Source organism: Micromonospora sp. RP3T (genome assembly GCF_003027925.1).
Classification (GTDB): Bacteria; Actinomycetota; Actinomycetes; order Mycobacteriales; family Micromonosporaceae; genus Micromonospora.
The window spans coordinates 15,005-38,063 of sequence record NZ_PYPS01000036.1 but is presented as its reverse complement, the minus strand read 5'-3'; the positions used below and the strand labels follow the sequence as shown (position 1 = coordinate 38,063).

Sequence of the window (23,059 nt, the reverse complement as noted above, 5' to 3'; positions counted from 1 at the left end):
CGGAGCGCGGACGCCCCCGGGCCTGACCGGCTTCCGGAACAGCAGAACGCCCCGGCCGGGATCCCGGCCGGGGCGTGCGGCGTGAGTGGGTCAGGCGGAGTGAGCGCGCAGTACCCGGAGACCGCCGCGGCGCTTGACCGCGCGGCGCTCCTCCTCGCTCATCCCGCCCCAGACGCCGGCGTCCTGACCGGACTCCAGCGCCCACTGCAGGCACTGGTCGGTCACGGGGCAGCGCCGGCAGACGGCCTTGGCCTGCTCCACCTGCAGGAGAGCCGGGCCGGACGTCCCGATCGGGAAGAACAGCTCCGGGTCCTCGTCGCGGCAGACCGAATCGTGGCGCCAGTCCATGGCGGCAACACTCCTCATTCTTAGTGGGTGGCCAGATAACGCTTCGTTGCTATTCCTATATGCATCCGCATTGCCGATCGGTGACGGTCAGCATCCGTCAATTCGGCTCTGCGTGAGCAGGCTGCGGGCCCCTGGACCTGCTGGAACAGCTCAACCTGACGAGCATATCCAGGCAATGTCCCGGTAACACGAGTTCGCTTGTGAATACTTTCACGAACTACAGCGATGTCAAGGGTGACGCTCGGAAAAACTCCGAACAGTGAGCGGCCTCACCACCCGTTTGTCCCGGTTTGCGAGGGCTCTCGTTACCCGGCGTGCCACAGTCGAGGATCAATATAGTACGGTCTGCGTGACGTTGCTGACATTTCCGGCATCCTTCCTCGGCGTGGCGGCCCTCACCCTCGCGGTGGGGTCCGCGTCAACCGACGGGGATACCCGAGGCCTAGCAGATTACTCTCAGTGCGGCGGGTACGGAGGTGAATCTGACTTTTTCCCGCTCGCCGAGGTAGTCCCCGTCCAGCTGGAACGGCAGCGGACGCGCCGTGAGCAGTGTGAACTCCGGCAAGTCGTGCAGGCGGAGCACCTGCTTGCCGTGCGGATCGGGCTGCCGGGAGAAGAACTGCGTCACTGTCCGTGCCGTACTGGCCACCTTGAGCTGTCGCAGCGCGAGCACATCCAGCCCGAGGTCGAACGACGCCTCCGGGTTCGGGTTGATCTCCCGGTCGCCGAGGTACGTCCACGGCGCGGTGTTCTGGATGATGGCGGTGGACAGCTCCGTCACCGGCGCCTCACCCGGACGCTCCAACGTGATCGACGGGTGGCGGCGGTCCGAGCCGACGAAGTACTGACTCGCCGTGGACCGGAAGTAGAGCGCCGGGGTGGACACCCGACCCCGTTTGCGGGCCTGCTCCACCCGGCGGATGACCGCCGCGTCCAACCCGAAGCCCGCGCAGAACGTGAAGTAGCGGTCGTCCGCCCGGCCCAGCCCGATCGTGCGGGACCGACCCAGGCGTAACCCCTCCAGGATCATGCTGGTGCCGTCCGGCCACTCCCGCGGCAGCCCGAGCGCGCGGGCGAAGACGTTCGTCGAACCACCCGGCACGGTGGCCAGCGCAGGCAGTCGCTCGGCCGAGGTCGGCCCGGTGCGGAACGTCGGCGGCTCCGCCGCCATCAACCCGTTGACCACCTCGTTGACGGTGCCGTCACCGCCGAGCGTGACCACCAGGTCGACGCCCTCCTGGGCGGCCTCCCGGGCCAGATCCATGGCGTGGCCCCGCCGGCGGGTGTAGCGCACCGACAGGTCGACTTCACTACGCAACGCCCGGACCAGTACGTCCCGGCTGCGCTCACTCGTGGTGGTGGCTTTCGGATTGACCACCAGGACGGCCCGCATGGGCGGCACATTACCGCGCCTACCCACCGGTATCGTGACGGCCGTGACGATCGACTCGGACCCGGCCCCCGGCCCGCTGCGCGCGGCGGTGCTCCTGCTGCGCGTCGAGGCGGTGGCGCTCGGGCTGATCGCGGTGTGGCTGATCTGGTCCGACCTCACCGCCCGCACCACGGACCTCACGTCCGCGCTGCTGATCACCGCGTTCGCGGTGGCCGGGGCCGTCGTGCTCTGGGCGCTCGGCGGCGCGTTGTCCCGGCGTCGGTCCGGCGCCCGCGCACCGGCCATCGTGCTCCAGCTCATGCTGCTGCCGATCGGGTGGTACATGATCTCCGGCGGGCTCGGCTGGCTCGGGCTGCCGCTGATGGCGCTCGGGGTCGGCATGGTCGCGCTGCTGGTGAGCGGTCCCACCAACCGGGCGCTCGGCTTCGGCGCGCGACCGGACGCTCAATAGCCGCCGGCGCGACGGGTCAGCAGCGAGATGGTGGCGCGACCGTCGACCGCCTTGGCGCCGGCCCCGGTGGTCAGCGCGGTGAGCACCTTCCACGCGAAGGACGACTCGGACGGCAGCGTGGCGCCCCGCACGGTCGGCACGGTCACCTCGACGGTGAGCGCGTCCTCGGTGACCGCGAAGCGGCACTCCAGCTCGGCGTCGCGGGTGGCGATCGCGAGCAGCATGGCGCACGCCTCGTCCACCGCGATGCGCAGATCCTCGATCTCGTCGAGGGCGAACTGGAGCCGGGCCGCGAGCCCGGCCGTGGCGGTGCGGAGCACGCCGAGGTAACCACCGTCGGCGGGCACGGTGAGGTGCACGACGTCGTCGTCCGTCGTCGGCTGCCCGGTCAGTTGAGTCACGCCTCATCCCCCCGGTGCGGGACTCTACCCGGTCGGGCGGCCGGGCGCGTGGGCGCGGGCGTCGCCCGCGCGGCGAGGTCGCGCAACGCGGCCCCGGCCAGCCGGTACGGCGTCCACTCGTCCATCGGGGTGGCCCCGATGGACGAGTAGAAGCGGGCCGCCGGATTCCAGTTGATCATCCACCAGTCGAGCCGCTGGTAGCCGCGCTCCACACAGATCGCCGCCAGCGTGGCCAGCAGTTGCCGGCCGGCGCCGGTGCCCCGGGCGTCCGGGCGGACGTAGAGGTCCTCCAGGTAGATGCCGTGCACACCGGCCCAGGTGGAGAAGTTGAGGAACCAGAGCGCGAAGCCCACCGGTTCGTCCGCCGCGTCCACCGCGACGTGCCCGAACAGCGCCGGAGCGCTCGGGAAGAGCGCCGCGTGGAGCTGCTCGACGGTGAGGTGGCACTGCTCCGGGGCGCGCTCGTACGCGGCAAGTTCGTGCACCATCGCGACGACGGCCGGTACGTCCTCGGGACGTACCGGCCGGATCGTCGGTGCCGTGCCAGGCGAGGTCACGCCTGCTTGGTCTCCCAGAAGATCTTGGAGATCTCGTCGATCTTCGAGAGCAGCTCGTCGGCCTTGGCCGGGTCGGTGCCGCCCTTGGCGCCGGCCGCACCGGCCAGCTTGGTGGCCTCGTTGAAGAGCTGGTGCAGGTGCGGGTACTTCTCGAAGTGCGCCGGCTTGAAGTAGTCGGTCCAGAGCACCCACAGGTGGTGCTTGACCAGATCGGCCCGCTGCTCCTTGATCAGGATGGCGCGGGTCCGGAACTCCGGGTCGGTGTTCGCCTGGTACTTCTCGCAGATCATTTTGACCGATTCGGCCTCGATCCGGGCCTGGGCCGGGTCGTAGACGCCGCAGGGCAGGTCACAGTGGGCACTGGCGGTCACCCGGGGCGTGAGGATGCGGGGAAGGCGCATCAGGGTCCTCCATGGGATGTTTGCGATGATCCAAGACGACATTACTCCTGGAGATGCTTTCCAGCGGGCGGGAGGTGAAACCCGTGCTGCCCGTGCTGATCACCGGCCCGTCCATGTCGCCGACGCTGCGCCACGGCGACGCGGTGCTGGTCCGCACCGGTGGCCGGCCGGTCCGCGCCGGCGACGTGGTGGTCGCGGTCTTCCGCAGCCGACCGGACCTGCTGGTGGTGAAGCGCGCGGTCGAGCCACGGGACGGCGGCTGGTGGCTGCGCGGCGACAACGACCTGGTCACCGACGACTCCCGGGCGTACGGCGTGGCCGACGTCCAAGGCCGGGTGGTGGCGCGGTGGTGGCCGCGTCCGGGACGGATCAGGGGCCGGCAGGGGTAGCCATGGATATGACCCCGCTCACATCCTGGGAGCCGGTGCGTGGCTATGCTCGGAACGTGCCCGGGTGACCCCCGCACCGCCGCCCCGCCGGTCGCTGACCACCGCCGACCGCGCCGGCCGGTCCGTCTGCTCGACAGATCCTGGAGTCACCATGTCTGCGTCCACCCCGGACCCCGCTGATCCCGTCTTCCGGCTCCACCTCGGCGGCAAGATGGCCGTCACCTCCACCGTGCCGCTGACCAGTCGGGAGGACCTCTCCCTCGCGTACACCCCGGGGGTTGCCCGGGTCTGTGAGGCGATCGCCGCCGACCCCGCGCTCGTCGACACCTACACCTGGGTGTCGCACACCGTCGCCGTGGTCACCGACGGTTCCGCCGTGCTCGGCCTGGGCAACATCGGCCCACGTGCCGCGCTGCCCGTGATGGAGGGCAAGGCGGTGCTGTTCAAGCAGTTCGGCGGCGTGGACGCGGTACCGGTCTGCCTGGACACCCAGGACGTCGACGAGATCGTGGCGACGGTCAAGGCGCTCGCGCCCTCGTTCGGCGGCATCAACCTGGAGGACATCAGCGCGCCGCGCTGCTTCGAGGTGGAGCGCCGGCTGGACGAGGCGCTCGACATCCCGGTCTTCCACGACGACCAGCACGGCACCGCGATCGTGGTGCTGGCCGCGCTGCGCAACGCGGCGACGCTGCTCAACCGCAAGCTCGGTGACCTGCGGGTCGCGGTCAGCGGCGCCGGCGCGGCCGGCGTGGCGGTGACGAAGATGCTGATCGCCGGCGGCGTCGACCCGGCCCGGGTGGTGGTCTGCGACTCGCGCGGCATCATCGGCCGGCACCGCGAGCTGACCGGCACCAAGGCCGAGCTGGCCGAGCTGACCAACGCCGAGGGCCGCCAGGGCGACATCACCGAGGCGCTGCGCGGCGCGGACGTCCTGGTCGGCGTCTCCGGTGGGCAGATCCCTGAGGCGGCGGTGGCCGGCATGGCCCCCGGCGGCATCGTCTTCGCGCTGGCCAACCCCACGCCGGAGGTGCACCCCGAGGTGGCCGCCCGGCACGTCGCGGTGGTGGCCACCGGGCGCAGCGACTATCCCAACCAGATCAACAACGTGCTCGCCTTCCCGGGCGTGTTCCGGGGCGCGCTGGACGCCGGGGCCACCCGGGTCACCGACGGGATGAAGGTGGCCGCCGCCGACGCCATCGCCGGCGTGGTGGCCGAGTCGCTCACCGCGGACGCGATCGTGCCGTCCCCGCTCGACCCGCGCGTCGCCCCCGCGGTGGCCGAGGCGGTCGCCGAAGCCGCGCGCCGCGACGGGGTCGCCCGCCACTGAGGTGTAAGGAGGGGCCCCTTCTTATCGCATTTCGCATAGGAAGGGCCCCTTCTTAACGCCCGCTCAGCTTGTTACCGTGCCGATCATGCGTGCCGCCTATGCCTCGGCCTTCGACGCCGACAACCCGCTCGCCGCGCTCGCCGTCGGCGACCGTCCCGAGCCGGTCCACCCGCAGGACGACTGGGTCACCGTGCGGGTGCGGGCCAGCTCGCTCAACCACCACGACCTCTGGTCGCTGCGTGGCGTGGGCCTGACCGCCGGCCAGCTTCCGATGATCCTCGGCTGCGACGCGGTCGGCACCGACCCGGACGGCAACGAGGTGGTCATCTACCCGGTGGTGCCCACCCCGGGCGACCCGCGCGGCGTCTCCATCCTCTCCGAGCACTTCCCCGGCACGTTCGCCGAGCTGGTCGCCGTACCCCGGATGAATCTGCTGCCGCTGCCCGACGGCCTGGCGGCGACCGACGCGGCGTGCCTGCCCACGGCCTGGCTCACCGCGTGGCGGATGCTCACCACCAAGGGCCGCGTCGCCGACGGCGAGTCGGTGCTGGTCCAGGGCGCCGGCGGGGGCGTGGCCACCGCGGCCGTCGCGCTCGCCGTCGCGCTCGGCAAGCGGGTGTACGCGACCAGCCGCGACGCCGCCAAGCGGGAGCGGATCACCGCGCTGGGCGCCACCGCGCTGGAGCCCGGCGCGCGTCTGCCGGAACGGGTCGACGTGGTGATCGAGACGGTCGGCGCGGCCACGTTCGACCACTCGCTGAAGTCGGCCGCGCCGATGGCCCGGATCGTGGTCTCCGGCGCGACCGCCGGGCACGAGCCCGCTGTCAACCTGCGCCGCGTCTTCGCCATGCAGTTGGAGATCCTCGGCACCTCCATGGGCACCCCGGACGAGCTGACCGAGCTGCTCGCGTTCTGCGCCGAGCACGGCGTCCGGCCGGTGGTGGACCGGGTGGTGCCGTTCAGCGACATCTCCGACGCGTTCGCCCGGCTGCACTCCGGCGAGGTCTTCGGCAAGGTGGTCGTCGACCACACGGCGTGAGTGTTAAGCGGGGCCCCCTCCTCTACCGGAGGCGTTAACAAGGGGCCCCGCCTTACAGCCGGTCGTCGAGGGTGGCCAGGTTGCCTCGGGTGGCGTCTGCGGGGAGGCGGGTCTTTGCGGTGGGGTCGCCGTAGAGCGTCCAGCGCAGGAACTCGACAGTGGTGTCGGCGACCACCCGCAGCGCCTCCCCGTCGCCGAGCAGCGCCCGGCCGTGGTCACCCTCCGGCAGGCTGAGCATCGCCTTCGGCCACGGCACCGCGTCGAAGACGGCCCTGCCCGCCGCGTACGACACCACCTCGTCCGCCTCGCCGTGCACGAACAACTGCGGTGCGGCGGCGCCGGCGAACGCGGTGCCCACGCCGAGCGCCGTACCGGCGAAGACGATGCCCGCGTCCAGCCGCTCGTCCCGGCCGGTGGTGAACAGCCCGATGGTGGTCACCCCGCCGGCGCTGTGCCCGGTCGCGGCCACCCGGTCCGGGTCCAGCCGGCCGCGCAGCGGATCGCCCGCCGTCGCGTCGAGCGCGAGCACCCGGCTCAGCACGTACGACACGTCGGCCGGCTGGTTGAGCACGTCGAGCGGATTGCCGTCGCCGCCCCGCCCGGTGTGCGGGAAGCGCGGCGCGGCCACCACGAACCCGGCCGCCGCCCAGCGCGTCAGCAACACCTGGTAGTCCTCCGGCCGGGCACCCAGCCCGTGGCTGAACACCACCACCGGGAACCGCCCGGCCGCCGCCGGGAGGGACCGCTTCGCCGCGCCGCCGGCCGGGCCCGCCGCCGGATACCAGAGGGACACCGGCAACGGTCGATCACCGTCGCGGTTCAGCTTCAGCTGGCGTACGCCGACCGCGAAGCTCGTCGCGGGTGCCTTGCCGGCGGGTACGCGGGGCGTCGGGGTGGCACTCTTCGGAGACGTGTCGGGGGCGGGCCGCCCGGTCGGGGCGGTCGGCTCCGAGCAGCCGGCCAGACCGACGCCGAGCAGGGCAACGGCGGCGACCAGAACGACGGGACGACAACGCATGCCCTCGATTGTGCCTCGCGTCCCCCGCCGGACTGGCGGGTAAGGAGGGGCCCCCTGTTAACGCCTGCGGTAGAGGAGGGGCCCCCGCTTAACACCTAGGGCGGCGAGCGGCGGTCGGTCAGCCCGCCGGACGGCCGCCGACCGAGGCCCGGAGGCGGGCCAGGTCGGCGGCGTCCTTCGCGCGGCGGGGCCGCTCCGGCATCCAGACCGGGAACATCTCCTTGAACTCGATCTGCGCGGTGACACTGATCACCGGTGCGGTGAGCGACCCGATCCGGCCGGCCGGCGCGTCGAGCATCCCCGCCGGCAGGGGCGTGCCCGCCCACGGCCCGGCGCCGACCACCACCCGGCCCGCCGCGTCCCGCTCCAGGTAGGCGAAGCTCAGTTCGACGTCGCCCCGCAGCAGGTCGAGCTGCTGCGCGGCCGGCATCCGCGGGTCGGCTCGCCAGCCCTGCCCGCCGAGCCGGTCGGCCAGCCGGTCGGCGTCGCGACGCCAGCAGTACCAGTCGACGTCGACGTGCGGCCGGCTCACGGCCCCGAGGTGGAAGTCCATCGCCCAGCCGCCGCGCAGCCACACCTCGATGCCGTCCGCGCCGGCCAACTCGACCACCTCGCGGATCGCGCCCAGTTGCCGCTCCACCAGCCCCTCCACTGAGCCCGAACCTACCCCAGCTCCGCCCCTTCCCACTGTCCCGACCGCCTGGCCCCGGTGATCAAGGAGTTGGCGTCCGCGATCGCCGACCCGGGTGACGCCAACTCCTTGATCACCGAGGGGAGGACGGGAGGGGAGGTCAGGTGGGGAGGGCGCGGGTGGTGAACGTGGTGACGCCGGGGGTGGTCGCGTCGGTGGGGAGGCGGCGCAGCGCCGTCCGGTCGGCGTAGAGCGTCCAGCGGAGGAAGTCCGTGGTGGTCGCGAGCACCTCGGTGAAGCCGGGGCGGCCCGGGTTCAGGTACTCACCGTGACCCTGGCCGGGCAGGCTGAGGAAGGCGGCCGGCCCGAGACAGCGGGCGTACGCGGCCCGGCCGATCGACTCCGGCACGATCCGGTCGGCGGCGCCGTGCACGAACAGCATCGGCGTCGACGGTCGCGCGAGGCCGGCGACCGGCCGGCCACCGGCGATCACGATCCCGGCCCGCAGCGGGGGCCGTCGCCCGGCGACGAACATGCCGAGCGTGGTGTGGCCACCGGCCGAGTGCCCGGCCGCGGCGAACCGGTCCACGGCCAGGTGCGCGCCGAGCGCGTCGCCGGGGCGGGCACCCAGGCGGACCAGGTGCCGGACCAGTCGCCGGGCGTCGGCCGGCTGGTTGCGGACGTCGTCGCGGGTGAAGGCGCGGGCGCGCAGGTTGGTACGGGGATAGGTGGGTGCCGCCACCACGAAACCGGCGGCGGCCCAGCGGGTGGTCAGCTGCGCGTGCAGCGCGGGCAGACTGCGCAGTCCGTGGCTGAAGACGACCACCGGGAACCGACCGGCGGCCACCGGCGCCCGCGTCCGGACGACCGGCCCGGTCTCCGTGCCGGGGCTCGGTGGAACGGCCCCCCGGCCCCGTCCCGAGGGGGCGGGGGAGCGAGGTCCGGAGAGTTCGGGGGAGCGCGGTTTGGGGGAGCGCGGCCCCCGGGTGCCGGCGGGGTGCGGCGTGGCGGGGAGGGCGGTGACCGGGTCGGGGAAGGCAGCCGGGTCCACCGGGTACCAGACGGTGACCGGCAGGGGACGACGGCCGTCCGGGTCGATGGTGAACTGCCGCATCCCCACCGCGTACGGGTGCTCCGGCGCGGTCCGGACGCCGGCCGGGACCGGGCCGGTGGTGGCGACCGCCGACCCACAGCCGGCCAGCAGCGCCGTCGTCAACACGGCCACCAGCCGCCGCCCCGTCATGCCTGCACGGTAGGCAGCCGAGCGGGCCGACCGCGCCCGCCGTCCGGGCGGCTGCCCCCGCCACCCGGCCGGGCCACGCCTCCACCACCCGGCCGGGGTTCGCCGGCCCCGGCCGCCCGAGCGGGCCGACTCCGGCCCGGCGGGGCACTGGTGGGCGGTGGGCTTCGCTAGGGTCACCCGCATGGCTGAGAACTACACCGACCCCAGCGGCAACACCGCGCAGTTCCGCGCCTTCGTGGACACGCCCGAGCCGACCGCGGCGGCGCCCGCGCCGTCCCGGTTGCCGTTGATCGCCGGCCTCGCCGTCGCAGCCGTGGTGGTCGTCGCCCTGGTCGCCTGGGTCGCCCTGGGCTGACCCGGCCGCCACGGCCGGTGAGCCGTGGCGCTGTCCGCGCCGGTACGTCGTGGCACTGTCCGCGCCGGTACGTCGTGGCACTGTCCGCGCCGGCACGTCGTGGCACTGTCCGCGCCGGGGTGTCTGCGCGGCGCTGTCCGCTGAGCCGTGGCGCTGGCCATGTCGGCACGCCGTGGCGCTGTCCGCGCCGGGATGTCGGCGTGGCGTCGGACGCCCGGGATGTCGGCGTGGCGTCGGACGCGCCGGGACGACGACACCTCGGCGCGGTGGCGTCGACCGCGATCAGGCGGCGAGCACCTCGCGGGTCTCCCGGGCGATCTCCCGCTCCTCGTCGGTGCCAACCACGAGCACCGCGACCTCGGCACCGGTCGGCGAGATCAGCCGGTCACCGGTGCCGTCGTTGCGGGCCGGGTCGACGGCGATGCCGAGCCGCTCCAGGCCGGCCAGCGACGCGGCCCGCACCGGGCCGGCGTGCTCGCCGACCCCGGCGGTGAACGCGATCGCGTCGACGCGCCCGAGCAGCGCGTAGTACGCGCCCACGTAGCCGGTGATCCGCCGGCAGTAGACGTCGAACGCCAGTGCCGCCGCCGGGTCGTCGGCGTCGCGGCGGGCCAGCACCTCCCGCATGTCGTTGACTCCGGTCAGCCCGAGCAGGCCGCTGCGGTGGTTGAGCAGGTCGTCGATCTCGTCCACGCCCATCCCCGCCTCGCGGCGCAGGTGGAAGATGACTGTCGGGTCGAGGTCGCCGCTGCGGGTGCCCATCACCAGGCCCTCCAGCGGGGACATGCCCATCGAGGTGGCCACGCTGCGACCGCCCCGCACCGCGCACGCGCTCGCCCCGTTGCCCAGGTGCAGCGTGATGGTGTTCAGCTCGGCGTACGGCCGGTCGAGCAGTTCGGCGGTCCGCCGCGACACGTACGCGTGCGAGGTGCCGTGGAAACCGTAGCGGCGTACGTCGTACCGTTCGGCGGTGGCCCGGTCGATCGCGTACGTGGCGGCGGCCTCAGGGAGCGTGTGGTGGAACGCGGTGTCGAAGACGGCCACCTGCGGGGTGTCCGGCAGCGCCTCCCGGGCGACCCGGATGCCGGCCAGGTTGGCCGGGTTGTGCAGCGGGGCCAGCGGGACGAGGTCCTCGATCCCGGCGACGACCGCGTCGTCGATCAGTACCGGGGCGCTGAACCGCCGCCCGCCGTGCACCACCCGGTGCCCGACGCCGGCCAGCCCGTCGAGGTCGAGCCGCTCGATGATCTCCCGGACCGCGCTCTCGTGGTCGGCCGGCCCGCCGCCCGGCTCGCCTACCCGCTCCACGGTGCCCTTGTCGAGCACCTCGTCGCCGTCGTACAGCCGGTACTTGACCGACGAGGATCCGCTGTTGAGGACCAGGATGCGGCTCATTCCGACGCCTCCGCGGCGGCCTGGATGGCGGTGATCGCCACCGTGTTGACGATGTCCGGCACGGTCGCGCCCCGGGACAGGTCGTTCACCGGTCGGCGCAGGCCCTGCATGACCGGGCCGACCGCCACCGCGCCGGCCGAGCGCTGCACCGCCTTGTACGTGTTGTTGCCGGTGTTCAGGTCCGGGAAGATGAACACGGTGGCCCGACCCGCCACCGGGCTGTCCGGCAGCTTGGTGGCGGCGACCTGCGGGTCGATCGCCGCGTCGTACTGGATCGGCCCCTCGACCAGCAGTTCCGGCCGCCGTTTCCGGACCAGCTCGGTGGCCGCCGCGACCTTCTCCACGTCCGCGCCCGCGCCGGAACTGCCGGTGGAGTACGACAGCATCGCCACCCGCGGCTCGATGCCGAACCGGGCCGCGGTGTCGGCCGAGGAGAGGGCGATGTCGGCGAGTTGGGCGGCATCCGGGTCGGGGTTGACCGCGCAGTCACCGTAGACCAGCACCCGGTCGGCGAGCAGCATGAAGAAGACGCTTGACGCGACCGAGACGCCGGGCACGGTCCGGATGATCTCGAAGGCCGGCCGGATGGTGGCGGCCGTGGTGTGGGTGGCGCCGGAGACCATGCCGTCGGCGCGGCCGGCCTGCACCATCATGGTGCCGAAGTAGTTGGGCTGCGCCACGATGTCGTGCGCCAGCTCCGGCGTCATCCCCCGGTGGGCGCGCAGCTCCGCGTACGCGGCGGCGAACTCGTCGCGCCACTCGCTTGCCGCCGGGTCGACGAGCTGCGCGTCGCCGACGTCGACGCCCAGTTCGCGGGTCCGCCGGGCGATCTCGTCCGGCCGTCCGAGCAGCGTCAGCTCGGCGACGCCGCGGCGCAGCAGCACCTCCGCCGCGCGCAGGATGCGCTCCTCGGCGCCCTCGGGCAGCACCAGCCGGCGACGTCGGGCCCGCGCCCGGTCGATGAGGTCGTTCTCGAACATCAGCGGGGTGACCCGCGCGGAGCGGGTGACCCGGAGCCGGGCGGCCAGGTCGTCGGTGTCCACGCAGCGCTCGAACGCGCCCAGGGCCGCCTCGACCTTGCGCGGGTTGGCGGTGCTGGGGCGGCCCTCGATCCGGCTGGACGCCTCGACCGTGTCGTAGCTGTCGCTGGTCACCGACAGCACCGCCAGCCCGGTGTTCATCCGCTCGACCAGCCGCATGGCGCGCGGGTCGGGCTGTTCACCGAGCGTGAGCACCAGCCCGGCCAGCGACACCTGACCGGCCACATGGGCGGCCCCGGCGGCGACCAGCAGGTCGGCCCGGTCGCCCGGGGTGATCACCAGTGCGCCGTCGGTGAGGTGCTCCAGCAGCGTCGGCACGTGCGCCGCGCCGACCACGTAGTCGAGCACGTCGCGGTCCAGCGCGGCCCGGTCGCCGGCGAGCCGGGTGGCGTCGAGCGCGGTCGCCACCTCGGCCACCGTCGGCGCGGAGACGGTCGGCACCTCCGGGATCGCGTACGCGGGGACCGGCAGCTCGGGCAGCGTCATCGGGCCGGGCACCCGGTTGGCGACCACCGCCACCACTGTCGCGCCGAGGTCGGCCAGATCGTGGTACGCGCCGCGCATCGCCGCCGCGACGGCCTCGGGCGGCTGGTCGAACCCGTCCACCACGGGCACCACGACGCTGCCGAACTCGATCGCCAGGCGGGCGTTGAAGGCCAGTTCACGGGGGCCGGCGCCGTCCCCGTCGGCGAAGTCGCTGCCGACCACCACGACGGCGGGGCAGCGCCGCTCCACCTCCCGGTAGCGGGCCACGATCGCCGAGATCAGCTCCTCCCGCCGGCCGTTCGTGACCAGCGCGGTGGCTTCGGCGTACGTCGCGCCGTGCAGCTCGTCGACCGGCAGTTCCACCCGGTAGCGCTCGGTGAGCAGGGTCAGGATCGGGTCCGGGGTGTCACCGCCGGCGACCAGCGGCCGGAACGCCCCGATCCGCTCGACCTGCCGGGACAGCAGCTCGGCCAGGCCGAGCGCCACCGTCGACTTTCCTCCGCCGGACCCCACGCCGGTCAGGTACACGCTGCGCGCCACGACCTCACGCTACAAGATCGCCCATCCCCCCGCCCGGGTCCTTGTCCCCGCCCTCCCCACCCCGCGATCTTGAAGTTACGGCCCCGCGCATGCCCCAGAAGCGGCCTTCGCCGGGGCGGCAACTGCAAGATCGCGTGGGGGGTGGGGCGGGGCGGGGGTCTGTTGTGGCTGGTCAGGGTGGGGGTGGGGGAGAAGGTGGGGTTTTTTCGTATCTATAGTTATTCAGGTGGAAGGCCCGACCGACCTGATCCCCGTCGCCCCCGAACCGCCCCCCGTCTTCGTCGACTCGACCGGGCGTCGGCGTCGGCGGCTGCGTCGCGTCGCCTACTGCGCCGGCGCGGCCGGCGTGGTCTACACGGTGCTGGTCGGGATCAGCTTCGCCGGCGGGCCGATCACCCCGGACACCGTCATCCCGTTCGTCGAGGCGACCGCCGAGGAGAAGCCGCCGCCGCCCGCCCCACCGGCGTCCCCGACCACCGCGGTCACGCCGTCCGCGACGGCCGTGCCCCCGCCCACCCGCACCGCGCCGGCACGGCCCCCGGCCCCCACCGCCAGCCCGGGTGGCAGCACCGCCCGGATCCCCACCGCCTCGCCGTCGCCGAGCGGGAGCCCGACGACCACGCCCCGGGCCACGAGGCCGCCGACGACCACCCCACCGGCCACCACGGCGCCGCCGACCACCACCGCGCCGACCACCACCAGCCCGCCGCCGCCCGTGGTCGACCCACCGGCCGAGCCGGCCGAGCCGGCCGAGCCGGCCGGGACCACGGGTGAGTGACGAGCCCACCGCCCGCCTCGATCCGGGGCGGGTCGCCGCCGTCCGCCGGCAGCGCGCCGGGCAACGGCCCGCCGACGCTCCCACCGTCGCGTTGGACGCCCGGGAGCTGGTCGCCGCCCGCCGGTCCCACAACCGGCGCATCGTGCCGCGACCGAGCTGGGCCATCCTCGCCATGGTCCTGGTCATCCTGGGCGGCCTGCTCTTCGTCGAGGCGTACGCCAACGCCGCGTTCGTGCCCGGGGAACGGACCGGCCCGGGCAGCCAGCGGGAGGTGTCCACCTCCGTGGTCGAGGGCGGCCCCATCGTCAACGTCGGCGCGACCGGCCGAACCCAGTCGCACCGGCTGCCACCGCGCACCGTGGCGCTCACCTTCGACGACGGTCCGGACGCCCGGTGGACGCCGGAGGTACTGCGCGTCCTGGACAAGTACCAGGTGAAGGCCACCTTCTTCGTCATCGGCACGCAGGTCGTCCGGAATCCCGTGCTGGCCCGCCGGATGGTGGCCGAGGGGCACGAGCTGGGCGTGCACACGTTCACCCATCCCGACCTGGCCGCCCTGCCCGGCTGGCGGCGCGAGCTGGAGTACGCGCAGACCCAGCTCGCCATCGCCAGCACCACAGGCGTCCGGACCTCGCTGCTGCGTTTCCCGTACTCGTCAAGCGCGGACGCCTACACCGACCGCGACTGGCCGATGCTGCGGCAGGCCGGCGAGCTGGGCTACCTGACCGTGGTGAACGACGTCGACAGCCGGGACTGGGAGAAGCCCTCCGTCGACGCGATGCTGGCCAACGCCACCCCGGCGGGCTCGGCGGGCACCATCGCGCTGTGGCACGACGCGGGCGGCGACCGGTCCGGCACGGTGACCGCGCTGGACCGGTACATCCCGATGATGCAGCAGCGCGGCTACACGTTCACCACGGTCGGCGACGGTCTCCGCCGGACGCTCGCCGAGGCCGGCGTCACCGACCCGGTGGGCGGGCAGGTCGCCGCCCCGCGCGCCGACCGCTGGCGCGGCGACGTGCTGGTCGGCGCGGTACGCGTGGCCGACGGCATGTTCGGGCTGTTCGGCGTCTTCTTCGTGGTCGTCGGCGGGCTCACCGTCGGCCGGGCCCTGCTGCTCTTCGTGCTGGCCCTGCGGCACGCGGCCCGCCGCCGTCGGCACGACTGGTCCTGGGGCCCGCCGGTCACCGACCCGGTGTCGGTGATCGTGCCCGCGTACAACGAGAAGGAGGGCATCGCGGCGGCGGTCCGCTCCCTCGCGGGCGGCGACCACCCCGGCGGCATCGAGGTCGTGGTCGTCGACGACGGGTCGACCGACGGCACCGCCGACATCGTGGCGGCGCTCCGCCTGCCGAACGTCCGGGTGGTGCGCAAGCCCAACGGCGGCAAGCCGAGCGCGTTGAACACCGGCGTCGCGTTGGCCCGGCACGAGCTGATCGTCATGGTGGACGGCGACACCGTCTTCGAGCCGGACGCGGTCCGCCGGCTGGTGCAGCCGTTCGCCGACCCCCGGGTCGGCGTGGTGGCCGGCAACGTCAAGGTCGGCAACCGGCGGAGCCTGATCGCCAAGTGGCAGCACGTCGAATACGTCATCGGCTTCAACCTGGACCGCCGGCTCTACGAGACGCTGCGGTGCATGCCGACCGTGCCCGGCGCGATCGGCGCGTTCCGGCGGACGGCGCTGGAGCAGGTCGGCGGCATGACCGACGAGACGCTGGCCGAGGACACCGACATCACCATGGCGCTGGGCCGCGCCGGCTGGCACATCGTGTACGAGGAGAGCGCCCGTGCCTGGACCGAGGCGCCCGCCACGCTCGGCCAGTTGTGGAAGCAGCGGTACCGGTGGAGCTACGGCACCATGCAGGCGATGTGGAAGCACCGCCGGGCGGTCCTCGACCGGGGCCCGTCGGGCCGGTTCACCCGACGGTGCCTGTCGTTCCTGACCCTGTTCGGCGTGCTGCTGCCGCTGGCCGCCCCGGTGATCGACCTGCTCGCGGTGTACGGGTTGGTCTTCCTGGACCGGACCGAGACCGTGGTGGCCTGGCTGGCGATGCTCGCGGTGCAGTTCGTGACCGCGGTGGTGGCGTTCCGGCTGGACCGGGAGAAGCTCGGCGTGCTGTGGGTGCTGCCGTTGCAGCAGTTCGTCTACCGGCAGTTGATGTACCTGGTGCTGATCCAGTCGGTGGTCACCGCGTTGACCGGTGGCCGGCTGGGCTGGCAGAAGCTGCGGCGCACCGGAAATCTCGACGCGACCGCGCGGCGGGCCGCCGCCTGAGCGTCGGTCCCGCCGGCGTGGTCGTCCGGGGCTCGGGGACGTCGGGCCCGCCGACCGGCTCGGCGGCGCGCGGCGGCACCGGTCAACCGCGAAACGTCACTCGTCGTCCTCGTCGTCCAGGCGGGCCAGCCAGGTGGCGAACCGCTCGATCGGCGTCTCGAACTCCGGGTTCAGGTCGACGAAGTCGCGCAGGCGCTCGCCCAGCCACTCCAGGCTGACCTGCTCGTCGCCCCGGCGCTCGACCAGCTCCTCGATGCCACGGTCGGTGAAGTACACGGTCGTCCTCTCGTCGTACGGCAGCGGCCCGCCCCGGTGGAGGGACGGGCCGCGTGCGGTGGGTGTCACGGGCGGGGCAGGGCCGCCTCGATCAGCGCGTTCTGCTCGACCTCGTGCATCTTCGCCGAGCCGACCGCCGGGGCGGCGGCGGACGGCCGGGAGATGCGGCGCAGCCGGACCTCGGGCAGGTGCTCCAGCAGGTTGAGCGCCACGAACGACCAGGCGCCCTGGTTGGCCGGTTCCTCCTGGACCCAGGCGAAGTCCTCGGCGTTCGGGTACTGCGCGAGCGCGGCCCGGACCTCGTCGACCGGCAGCGGGTAGAGCTGCTCCATCCGGAGGATCACGGTGTCGGTGACGCCGCGCTCCTGCCGGGCCTGGAACAGGTCGTAGTAGACCTTGCCCGAGCAGAGCAGCACGCGCTTGACCTGCTCCGGCGCCGGGGCGGCGGTGTCGGCCAGCACGGGCTGGAACGTGCCGGTGGTGAAGTCCTCCACCGACGACACACAGAGCTTGTGCCGCAGCAGCGACTTCGGCGTGAACACCACGAGCGGCTTGCGCTTGGGCGACAGCGCCTGGCGACGCAGCAGGTGGAAGTAGTTCGCCGGGGTGGTCGGGATGGCCACCCGCATGTTGTCCTCGGCGCACTGCTGGAGGAACCGCTCCGGGCGGCCGGAGGTGTGGTCCGGTCCCTGGCCCTCGTGGCCGTGCGGCAGCAGCAGGGTGATCGCGGAGCGCTGGCCCCACTTCACCTCGCCGGAGGAGATGAACTCGTCGATCACCGACTGGGCGCCGTTGACGAAGTCACCGAACTGGGCCTCCCAGGCCACCAGCGCGTTGATGTTCTCCACCGAGTAGCCGTACTCGAAGCCCATGGCGGCGTACTCGGAGAGCAGCGAGTCGTGCACGAAGAAGCGGGACCGCTCGCCGTCGGCGGTGAACGTCTTCAGCGGCAGGTAGTCGTCGCCGGTGCGGGCGTCGACGATCGAGGCGTGCCGCTGGACGAACGTGCCGCGACGCGAGTCCTGCCCGGCGAGCCGGACGGTGACGCCGTCGTGCAGCAGCGCGCCGAACGCGATGATCTCGCCGAAGCCCCAGTCGATGGTGCCCTCGACGGACATCTTCCGGCGCCGCTCCAGGAGCTGCTGGATGCGCTTGTGCGGGGTGAAGCCCTCCGGCAGGTTGACGTGCGCCTCGCCGATCGCCTTGACCACGGAGGCGTCGGTCGCGGTGTCGACCTGCGGCTCCGGCTCGTCCGCCCGCTTCGGGCGGCTGAGCTGGCGCGGCGTGGTGGCCGCGTCCCGGGTGGCCTTGAAGACGCGTTCGAGCTGTGCCTGGTAGTCCCGCAGCAGCTCCTCGGCGTCCTCCACGGTGATGTCACCGCGCCCGATCAGCTCCTCGGTGTAGAGCTTCCGGACCGACCGCTTCGAGTCAATGATCTTGTACATCTGCGGGTTGGACATCGACGGGTCGTCGCCCTCGTTGTGCCCGCGCCGGCGGTAGCAGACCAGGTCGATCACGACGTCCTTGTTGAACGCCTGCCGGTATTCGAAAGCCAGCCGGGCGACCCGGACCACGGCCTCGGGGTCGTCGCCGTTGACGTGGAAGATCGGCGCCTGGATCATCCGGGCCACGTCGGTGCTGTAGAGGCTGGACCGGCTGTACTCCGGGGCGGTGGTGAAGCCGACCTGGTTGTTGACCACCACGTGCACGGTGCCGCCGGTGCGGTAGCCGCGCAGCTGGGACAGGTTGAGCGTCTCGGCGACCACGCCCTGGCCGGCGAAGGCGGCGTCACCGTGCACCGCCAGCGGCAGCACGGTGTACCCCTCCAGCTTGAGGTCGATCCGGTCCTGCTTGGCCCGGACGATGCCCTCCAGCACCGGGTCGACGGCCTCCAGGTGCGACGGGTTCGCCACCACCGACACCTTGACCGCGTGGTCGCCGTCCGGCGTGGTGAACTTGCCGTTCTGACCGAGGTGGTACTTCACGTCGCCGGAGCCCTGCGTGGACCGCGGGTCGAGGTGCCCCTCGAACTCGGAGAAGATCTTCTCGTACGGCTTGCCGACGATGTTGGCCAGCACGTTGAGCCGGCCGCGGTGGGCCATGCCGATGACGACCTCGTCCAGCCCGGCCTCGGCGGAGGACTCCAGCACCTCACCGAGCAGCGGGATCAGCGACTCGCCGCCCTCCAGCGAGAAGCGCTTCTGGCCGACGTACTTGGTCTGGAGGAACGTCTCGAACGCCTCGGCCGCGTTGAGCCGGTTGAGCACGTGCTTCTGCTCGTCGGAGCTGGGCTTCTCGTACTTGCGCTCGACCCGCTCCTGGATCCAGCGCCGCTCCTCCGGGTCCTGGATGTGCATGTACTCGATGCCGACCCGGCGGCAGTAGGAGTCCCGCAGCACGCCGAGGATCGAACGCAGCTTCATCCGCTGCTTGCCGGCGAAACCGTTGACCGGGAAGACGCGGTCCAGGTCCCACAGCGTGAGCCCGTGCTGGAGCACGTCGAGGTCCGGGTGCTTGCGGATCTTGAACTCGAGCGGGTCGGTGTCGGCCATCAGGTGACCGCGCACCCGGTACGCGTGGATCAGCTCGTGCACCCGCGCGGTCTTGTTGATCTGGCCTTCGCTGTCGACGGCCACGTCGCGCATCCAGCGCACCGGCTCGTACGGGATGCGCAGCGAGGTGAAGATCTCGTCGTAGAAGCCGCGCTCGCCGAGCAGCAGTTCGTGCATCACCTTCAGGAACTCGCCGGACTGCGCGCCCTGGATGATGCGGTGGTCGTACGTGCTGGTCAGCGTGATGACCTTGCTGACCGCGAGGTCGGCCAGGGTGGCCTCGCTCATGCCCTGGTAGGGGGCCGGGTACTCCATCGCGCCGACGCCGATGATGGCGCTCTGCCCCTGCATCAGGCGCGGGATCGAGTGCACCGTGCCGATGCCGCCCGGGTTGGTCAGCGAGATGGTGGTGCCGGAGTAGTCCTCCATGGTCAGCTCGTTGCGGCGGGCGCGCCGGACCACGTCCTCGTACGCCTGCCAGAACTGCCGGAAGTCCATCTGCTCGCAGGCCTTGATGGACGGCACGACCAGGTTGCGGGAGCCGTCCGGCTTGGCCAGGTCGATGGCGATGCCCAGGTTGACGTGCTCCGGCCGGAGCATCGCCGGCTTGCCGTCGACCTCGGCGAAGGAGTTGTTCATCTCCGGGTGCTCGATCAGCGCCCGGACCATCGCGTAGCCGATGAGGTGGGTGAAGCTGACCTTGCCGCCGCGGCCACGGGCCAGGTGGTTGTTGATGACGATGCGGTTGTCGACGACCAGCTTCGCCGGGACCGCGCGCACGCTGGTGGCGGTCGGGACGGCGAGCGACGCGTCCATGTTCTGGACGATCTTGGCGGCGACGCCACGCAGCGGGGTGGTGCCGGCGGCGCTCGCGGCCGGCGCCTTGGCGGCGGCCGGCTTCGCCGGAGCGGCCTTCTTCGCCGGGGCCGGCTCGGGCGCCTTCGCCGCCGGCTTCGCGGCGGGCTTCGCCGGCGCGGGCGCGGCCTTGGCGGGGGCCGGCTGCTCGGTGACCGTGGCGACGGCCTCCTGCTGCTCGGCGGGCTCCGGCTCGGCGGCGGGCTTGGTGGTCGGCTTGGCCTGGCCGTCCGGCCGCGGAGTCGCCGCGCCCGGCGCCGGCCGGTAGTCGGCGAAGAAGTCGTGCCAGGCCGAGTCGACGCTCGACGGGTCGGCGAGGTAGCGCTGGTACATCTCCTCGACGATCCACTCGTTCGGGCCGAAACCCGCCAGTGGGTTCTCCTGCGATGTCTGCTGGGTCGACACGGCCGCTAATCGCCTCTTTCACGCGGTTGTGAATGTCACGCGGTGGGGCCCCGTGCCCGGCACTCCGGCGCACAGGGAACGGATCCCAGGCTACGCCGTGCGATTGCCACCGGCATTCTCGCCTCCGGCTGGTGGCCCGTTTCACAGAAGATGCCAGAAGTTCGCCAAACGCTGCGTGTTCGCCCGACTCCTGCTAGACGACGACCTGGACGACGACGGCCCCGGCCGGTGACACGGGGTCACCGACCGGGGCCGAATCCGCACGACGGGTCAGGAGATGTCGCGCCGCCGGATGGTCAGCACGCCGATCACGCCGGTGACCACCGCGTACCCGATCAGCACCGCGGCGCCGGCCCAGCGCGGTGGGTTGCCGGGGATCTCGGCGCCGCTCACCATCAGGCCGGAGGCCAGCGACGGCACCAGCAACTGGAGTTCGTTGATCCAGTCGCCGAACCGCTCCGCCAGCAGACCGATCGCGATGGCCGCGCCGATGGTGCCGCCCAGGTAGAGCAGGATGCCGGTCACGGTGGCGCCGATCTGGCTGCGGATCAGCACGCCGAGCCCGACGCCGAGCACGGACCAGAGCAGGTAGGCCAGCCCGTTGAGCGCGACCGCGCGCCAGACCGCCCCGCTGTCGAGCTGCGAGCCGACGTCCACCGCGTTCAGGATCAACGGCGCGAAGATCAGGTTGAGCACCGTGGTGACGATCCAGAAGAACAGCGCCAGCACGCCGGCGGCGGCCAGCTTGGCCAGCATCACCGCGGTGCGGTGCGGCGCGGTGAGGAACGTGGTGGTCACCGTCTGGTGGAAGAACTCGCTGGTCACCACCACGATGCCGAGCAGCATCACGATGAGCAGGCCGAAGAACTGGCCGTTGGTGTAGAGGTTGGCGGCGATGCTGTCGGCGCTGGAGACCGCCTGGATCTGGTCGGCCTGGTCGGCCGACACGTCGCCCACGTTCCCACTGGTCAGGGCGTCGGTCTGCAACCAGTTGAAGCCCAGCGCCAGCGCCCACAACGGCAGGCTGATCAGCCCGAAGACCCACCAGGTGCTGGTGGTACGGATCTTGAGCAGTTCGGATCGGACCAGCGTCATCGGATCTCCGCCTTTCCGGCCGTCAGCTCCAGGAAGACCCCTTCGAGGTCGGGACGTTCGGTGGTCAGCTCGTGCAGCTCCACCTTCGCGGCCAGCGCGACCCGGCCCACGGTCGGCGCGTCCACGCCGCTGACCAGCAGCGCGCCGTGCGAGTCGGTCTCGACCGTGGCGGACTGCTCGCGCAGCGCCGCGGCCAGCTCGTCCGCCTGCGGAGTGCGCACCCGGATCCGGGCGCCGTGCGTCATCGAGCCCATCACCTGCTCGACCGGGCCCTGCCGGACCAGCTTGCCGGCCGCGATGATCACCACGTCGTCGGCGAGGAGCTGCATCTCGGAGAGCAGGTGGCTGGAGACCAGCACCGTCCGGCCCTCGGCGGCGAGGCCCTTGAGGAAGCCCCGCATCCAGCGGATGCCCTCCGGGTCCAGGCCGTTGGCCGGCTCGTCCAGGATCAGCACCTGCGGGTTGCCGAGCATCGCGGCGGCGATCCCGAGCCGCTGCTTCATGCCCAGCGAGTAGCCCTTGAACTTGCGCTTCGCCGCCGGGGAGAGCCCGACCAAGGCCAACGCCTCGTCCGCCCGCGACTTCGGCAGGCCGGCCGCCGCGCAGATCACCCGCAGGTGGTTGATGCCGGTGCGGCCCTTGTGCGCGCTGGACGCCTCCAGCACCGCGCCGACCGTCCTCAGCGGGTCGGTCAGGTCGGCGTACCGGTGGCCGCCGATGGTGGCCGTGCCGGCGGTCGGCGTGACCAGGTTGAGCAACATGCGCAGCGTGGTCGTCTTACCGGCGCCGTTCGGGCCGAGGAAGCCGGTGACCCGGCCCGGCTCGACCGTGAACGACAGATTGTCGACCGCGCGGACGTTCTTGTACTGCTTGGTCAAGCCGGACACGATGATCTGGCCGGTCGCGGCACTGGGGCGTGGCTGCCCGTCGGACATCATTCTCCTCTCCTGCCCCGGCGCGCTGGACGCACGCCGGTGGGACGCCTGTTGCGGAGGCGCCCCGCTCAGCCTTCCAACCCGGTGCAACCGGGTCAATCAGGCGGGATGTGTACGCGCCGTCATCCTCAGGGAGGAGATCAGCCGGCCGGGAGCGCGATCCAGGTGGCGCGCGCCCGGCCGAGCAACGCGCCGTCCGGACCGTACAGGCTGGTGTGCACCTCGGCCTTCCGCCCCTCGCCGCCGACCGCGAGCCCGGTCACCACGCACGCGTCGCCGGGCCGGGGCAGCGCGGTGACCTGCGCGGCGATCCGGCCCAGCACGTACGGGCGGCCGGCGGAGAGCACCGCCCAGCCGCCCGGGCAGTCAAGCGCCGCCCAGACCGTCGCGGGCACCACGTCGGCCGGGGCGCGGAACGGCGCGGCGGTCCGCCCGTCCGGCAGCCGGCCGGGAAAGATCCGCAGGCCGTCCGGGTGGTCCGGGCCGCAGACGTAGCAGCGGGGGAACGGGTGGTCCACCAGACCGGGGTATGCCCGCGCGGCGGCCTCGGCCGTGGCCGGGTCCACCGGCGGCACCACCGCGTCCACCGGCTCGACCCGGCGTACCTCGGCGACCAGTCGGCCCGCCGGGTCGTGGATGCCGCCGTCGGCGGCGGTCAGGGGCGTGTCCAGCGGCGGCGGCCGGCGCAGGGTGACCTGCACCGGCCCCCGGTCGTCGATCAGCGCGGCGAAGATCCCGGCGCTCCAGCCGCCGTTGCCGGAACCGTCCGGGCCGTGGAAGCGGGCCTCGACCAGCACGTGCACCTCCGGATGATGGTCCCCCGGCGTCGTCGCCGGTGGTCGCCCGGCAGCCTCGCACACCCGCCGGCCCGGGT

The 23,059-nt window shown here is 72.8% G+C and carries 22 protein-coding genes; 7 read left to right on the top strand and 15 right to left on the bottom strand.

Annotated features, from left to right (window positions below; translation table 11 throughout):
- Positions 1-90 precede the first annotated feature (90 nt).
- Both C8054_RS25310 and C8054_RS25305 read right to left on the bottom strand, forming a co-directional pair.
- On the bottom strand, positions 91-348 hold the full coding sequence (locus C8054_RS25310; RefSeq protein WP_013288358.1) for a WhiB family transcriptional regulator: 258 nt from the start codon (positions 346-348) through the stop codon (positions 91-93).
- A 442-nt stretch (positions 349-790) separates the two neighbouring features.
- Positions 791-1,741: a diacylglycerol kinase family protein gene (locus C8054_RS25305; RefSeq protein ID WP_107160980.1), complete on the bottom strand. Its 951-nt coding sequence runs from the start codon at positions 1,739-1,741 to the stop codon at positions 791-793.
- 43 nt (positions 1,742-1,784) lie between these two features.
- Here C8054_RS25305 and C8054_RS25300 point away from each other — a divergent pair, with 43 nt between their 5' ends.
- On the top strand, positions 1,785-2,192 hold the full coding sequence (locus C8054_RS25300) for a hypothetical protein (protein ID WP_107160978.1): 408 nt from the start codon (positions 1,785-1,787) through the stop codon (positions 2,190-2,192).
- Here the strand turns inward: C8054_RS25300 and C8054_RS25295 are convergent.
- From C8054_RS25295 to sodN, 3 genes are read right to left on the bottom strand one after another with little or no spacing between them, the layout of a single operon-like run.
- Positions 2,186-2,593, bottom strand: coding sequence for an ATP-binding protein (locus C8054_RS25295; RefSeq protein WP_107160976.1), 408 nt, complete (start codon positions 2,591-2,593; stop codon positions 2,186-2,188). The two genes, C8054_RS25300 and C8054_RS25295, sit on opposite strands and share 7 nt — an antisense overlap.
- Positions 2,590-3,150 carry a GNAT family N-acetyltransferase gene (locus C8054_RS25290; RefSeq protein ID WP_107160974.1) on the bottom strand — a complete coding sequence of 187 codons (561 nt, stop codon included), beginning with the start codon at positions 3,148-3,150 and terminating at the stop codon, positions 2,590-2,592. The genes C8054_RS25295 and C8054_RS25290 overlap by 4 nt, the downstream gene beginning before the upstream one ends.
- Positions 3,147-3,551, bottom strand: a complete 405-nt coding sequence (sodN, locus tag C8054_RS25285) for a superoxide dismutase, Ni (protein WP_107160972.1) — start codon at positions 3,549-3,551, stop codon at positions 3,147-3,149. The genes C8054_RS25290 and sodN overlap by 4 nt, the downstream gene beginning before the upstream one ends.
- 53 nt (positions 3,552-3,604) lie before the next feature.
- Between sodN and C8054_RS25280 the strand changes: the two genes are divergently transcribed.
- From C8054_RS25280 to C8054_RS25270, 3 genes are all read left to right on the top strand, one after another.
- Positions 3,605-3,940: a S24 family peptidase gene (locus tag C8054_RS25280; protein ID WP_107160970.1), complete on the top strand. Its 336-nt coding sequence runs from the start codon at positions 3,605-3,607 to the stop codon at positions 3,938-3,940.
- Between the two features lie 151 nt (positions 3,941-4,091).
- Positions 4,092-5,267, top strand: a complete 1,176-nt coding sequence (locus tag C8054_RS25275; protein WP_107160968.1) for an NADP-dependent malic enzyme — start codon at positions 4,092-4,094, stop codon at positions 5,265-5,267.
- Between the two features lie 76 nt (positions 5,268-5,343).
- Positions 5,344-6,306 carry a zinc-binding dehydrogenase gene (locus C8054_RS25270; RefSeq protein ID WP_199199910.1) on the top strand — a complete coding sequence of 321 codons (963 nt, stop codon included), beginning with the start codon at positions 5,344-5,346 and terminating at the stop codon, positions 6,304-6,306.
- A gap of 52 nt (positions 6,307-6,358) precedes the next feature.
- Here C8054_RS25270 and C8054_RS25265 read toward each other — a convergent pair whose 3' ends face one another.
- The 3 genes from C8054_RS25265 to C8054_RS25255 form a co-directional block, all read right to left on the bottom strand.
- The gene (locus C8054_RS25265; protein WP_107160966.1) at positions 6,359-7,324 is read right to left on the bottom strand and encodes a dienelactone hydrolase family protein; all 966 of its coding nucleotides are present in this window, start codon (positions 7,322-7,324) and stop codon (positions 6,359-6,361) included.
- A gap of 118 nt (positions 7,325-7,442) precedes the next feature.
- Positions 7,443-7,976 (bottom strand): nucleotidyltransferase domain-containing protein, encoded by a 534-nt coding sequence (locus tag C8054_RS25260; RefSeq protein ID WP_107160964.1) that lies wholly within the window; start codon positions 7,974-7,976, stop codon positions 7,443-7,445.
- A gap of 139 nt (positions 7,977-8,115) precedes the next feature.
- Complete coding sequence (locus C8054_RS25255; protein ID WP_107160962.1) at positions 8,116-9,198, bottom strand: alpha/beta hydrolase; 1,083 nt, start codon at positions 9,196-9,198, stop codon at positions 8,116-8,118.
- Between the two features lie 181 nt (positions 9,199-9,379).
- Here C8054_RS25255 and C8054_RS32365 point away from each other — a divergent pair, with 181 nt between their 5' ends.
- Positions 9,380-9,553, top strand: a complete 174-nt coding sequence (locus tag C8054_RS32365; RefSeq protein WP_199199909.1) for a hypothetical protein — start codon at positions 9,380-9,382, stop codon at positions 9,551-9,553.
- Between the two features lie 282 nt (positions 9,554-9,835).
- Here the strand turns inward: C8054_RS32365 and C8054_RS25250 are convergent, their stop codons facing one another.
- Positions 9,836-10,948 carry an acetate/propionate family kinase gene (locus C8054_RS25250; protein WP_107160960.1) on the bottom strand — a complete coding sequence of 371 codons (1,113 nt, stop codon included), beginning with the start codon at positions 10,946-10,948 and terminating at the stop codon, positions 9,836-9,838.
- A complete protein-coding gene (gene pta, locus C8054_RS25245) occupies positions 10,945-13,014 on the bottom strand; it encodes a phosphate acetyltransferase (RefSeq protein WP_107160958.1) in 2,070 nt (689 codons plus the stop codon). Before pta ends, C8054_RS25250 begins: the two co-directional genes overlap by 4 nt.
- 226 nt (positions 13,015-13,240) lie before the next feature.
- On the opposite strand from pta, the gene C8054_RS32120 reads away from it, so the two are divergent.
- Positions 13,241-13,792, top strand: coding sequence for a hypothetical protein (locus C8054_RS32120; RefSeq protein WP_158273888.1), 552 nt, complete (start codon positions 13,241-13,243; stop codon positions 13,790-13,792).
- Positions 13,793-13,964: 172 nt separating this feature from the next.
- Positions 13,965-16,067: a bifunctional polysaccharide deacetylase/glycosyltransferase family 2 protein gene (locus C8054_RS25235; protein WP_233220181.1), complete on the top strand. Its 2,103-nt coding sequence runs from the start codon at positions 13,965-13,967 to the stop codon at positions 16,065-16,067.
- A 96-nt stretch (positions 16,068-16,163) separates the two neighbouring features.
- Here the strand turns inward: C8054_RS25235 and C8054_RS25230 are convergent, their stop codons facing one another.
- From C8054_RS25230 to C8054_RS25210, 5 genes are all read right to left on the bottom strand, one after another.
- Complete coding sequence (locus C8054_RS25230) at positions 16,164-16,343, bottom strand: DUF6104 family protein (protein WP_089009804.1); 180 nt, start codon at positions 16,341-16,343, stop codon at positions 16,164-16,166.
- A 65-nt stretch (positions 16,344-16,408) separates the two neighbouring features.
- On the bottom strand, positions 16,409-20,155 hold the full coding sequence (locus C8054_RS25225; RefSeq protein ID WP_107160953.1) for a multifunctional oxoglutarate decarboxylase/oxoglutarate dehydrogenase thiamine pyrophosphate-binding subunit/dihydrolipoyllysine-residue succinyltransferase subunit: 3,747 nt from the start codon (positions 20,153-20,155) through the stop codon (positions 16,409-16,411).
- 270 nt (positions 20,156-20,425) lie between these two features.
- On the bottom strand, positions 20,426-21,250 hold the full coding sequence (locus tag C8054_RS25220; protein WP_107160951.1) for an ABC transporter permease: 825 nt from the start codon (positions 21,248-21,250) through the stop codon (positions 20,426-20,428).
- Positions 21,247-22,185, bottom strand: coding sequence for an ABC transporter ATP-binding protein (locus tag C8054_RS25215; RefSeq protein ID WP_107161055.1), 939 nt, complete (start codon positions 22,183-22,185; stop codon positions 21,247-21,249). Before C8054_RS25215 ends, C8054_RS25220 begins: the two co-directional genes overlap by 4 nt.
- Before the next feature lie 140 nt (positions 22,186-22,325).
- Positions 22,326-22,982 carry a hypothetical protein gene (locus C8054_RS25210; protein ID WP_107161053.1) on the bottom strand — a complete coding sequence of 219 codons (657 nt, stop codon included), beginning with the start codon at positions 22,980-22,982 and terminating at the stop codon, positions 22,326-22,328.
- Positions 22,983-23,059 lie beyond the last annotated feature (77 nt).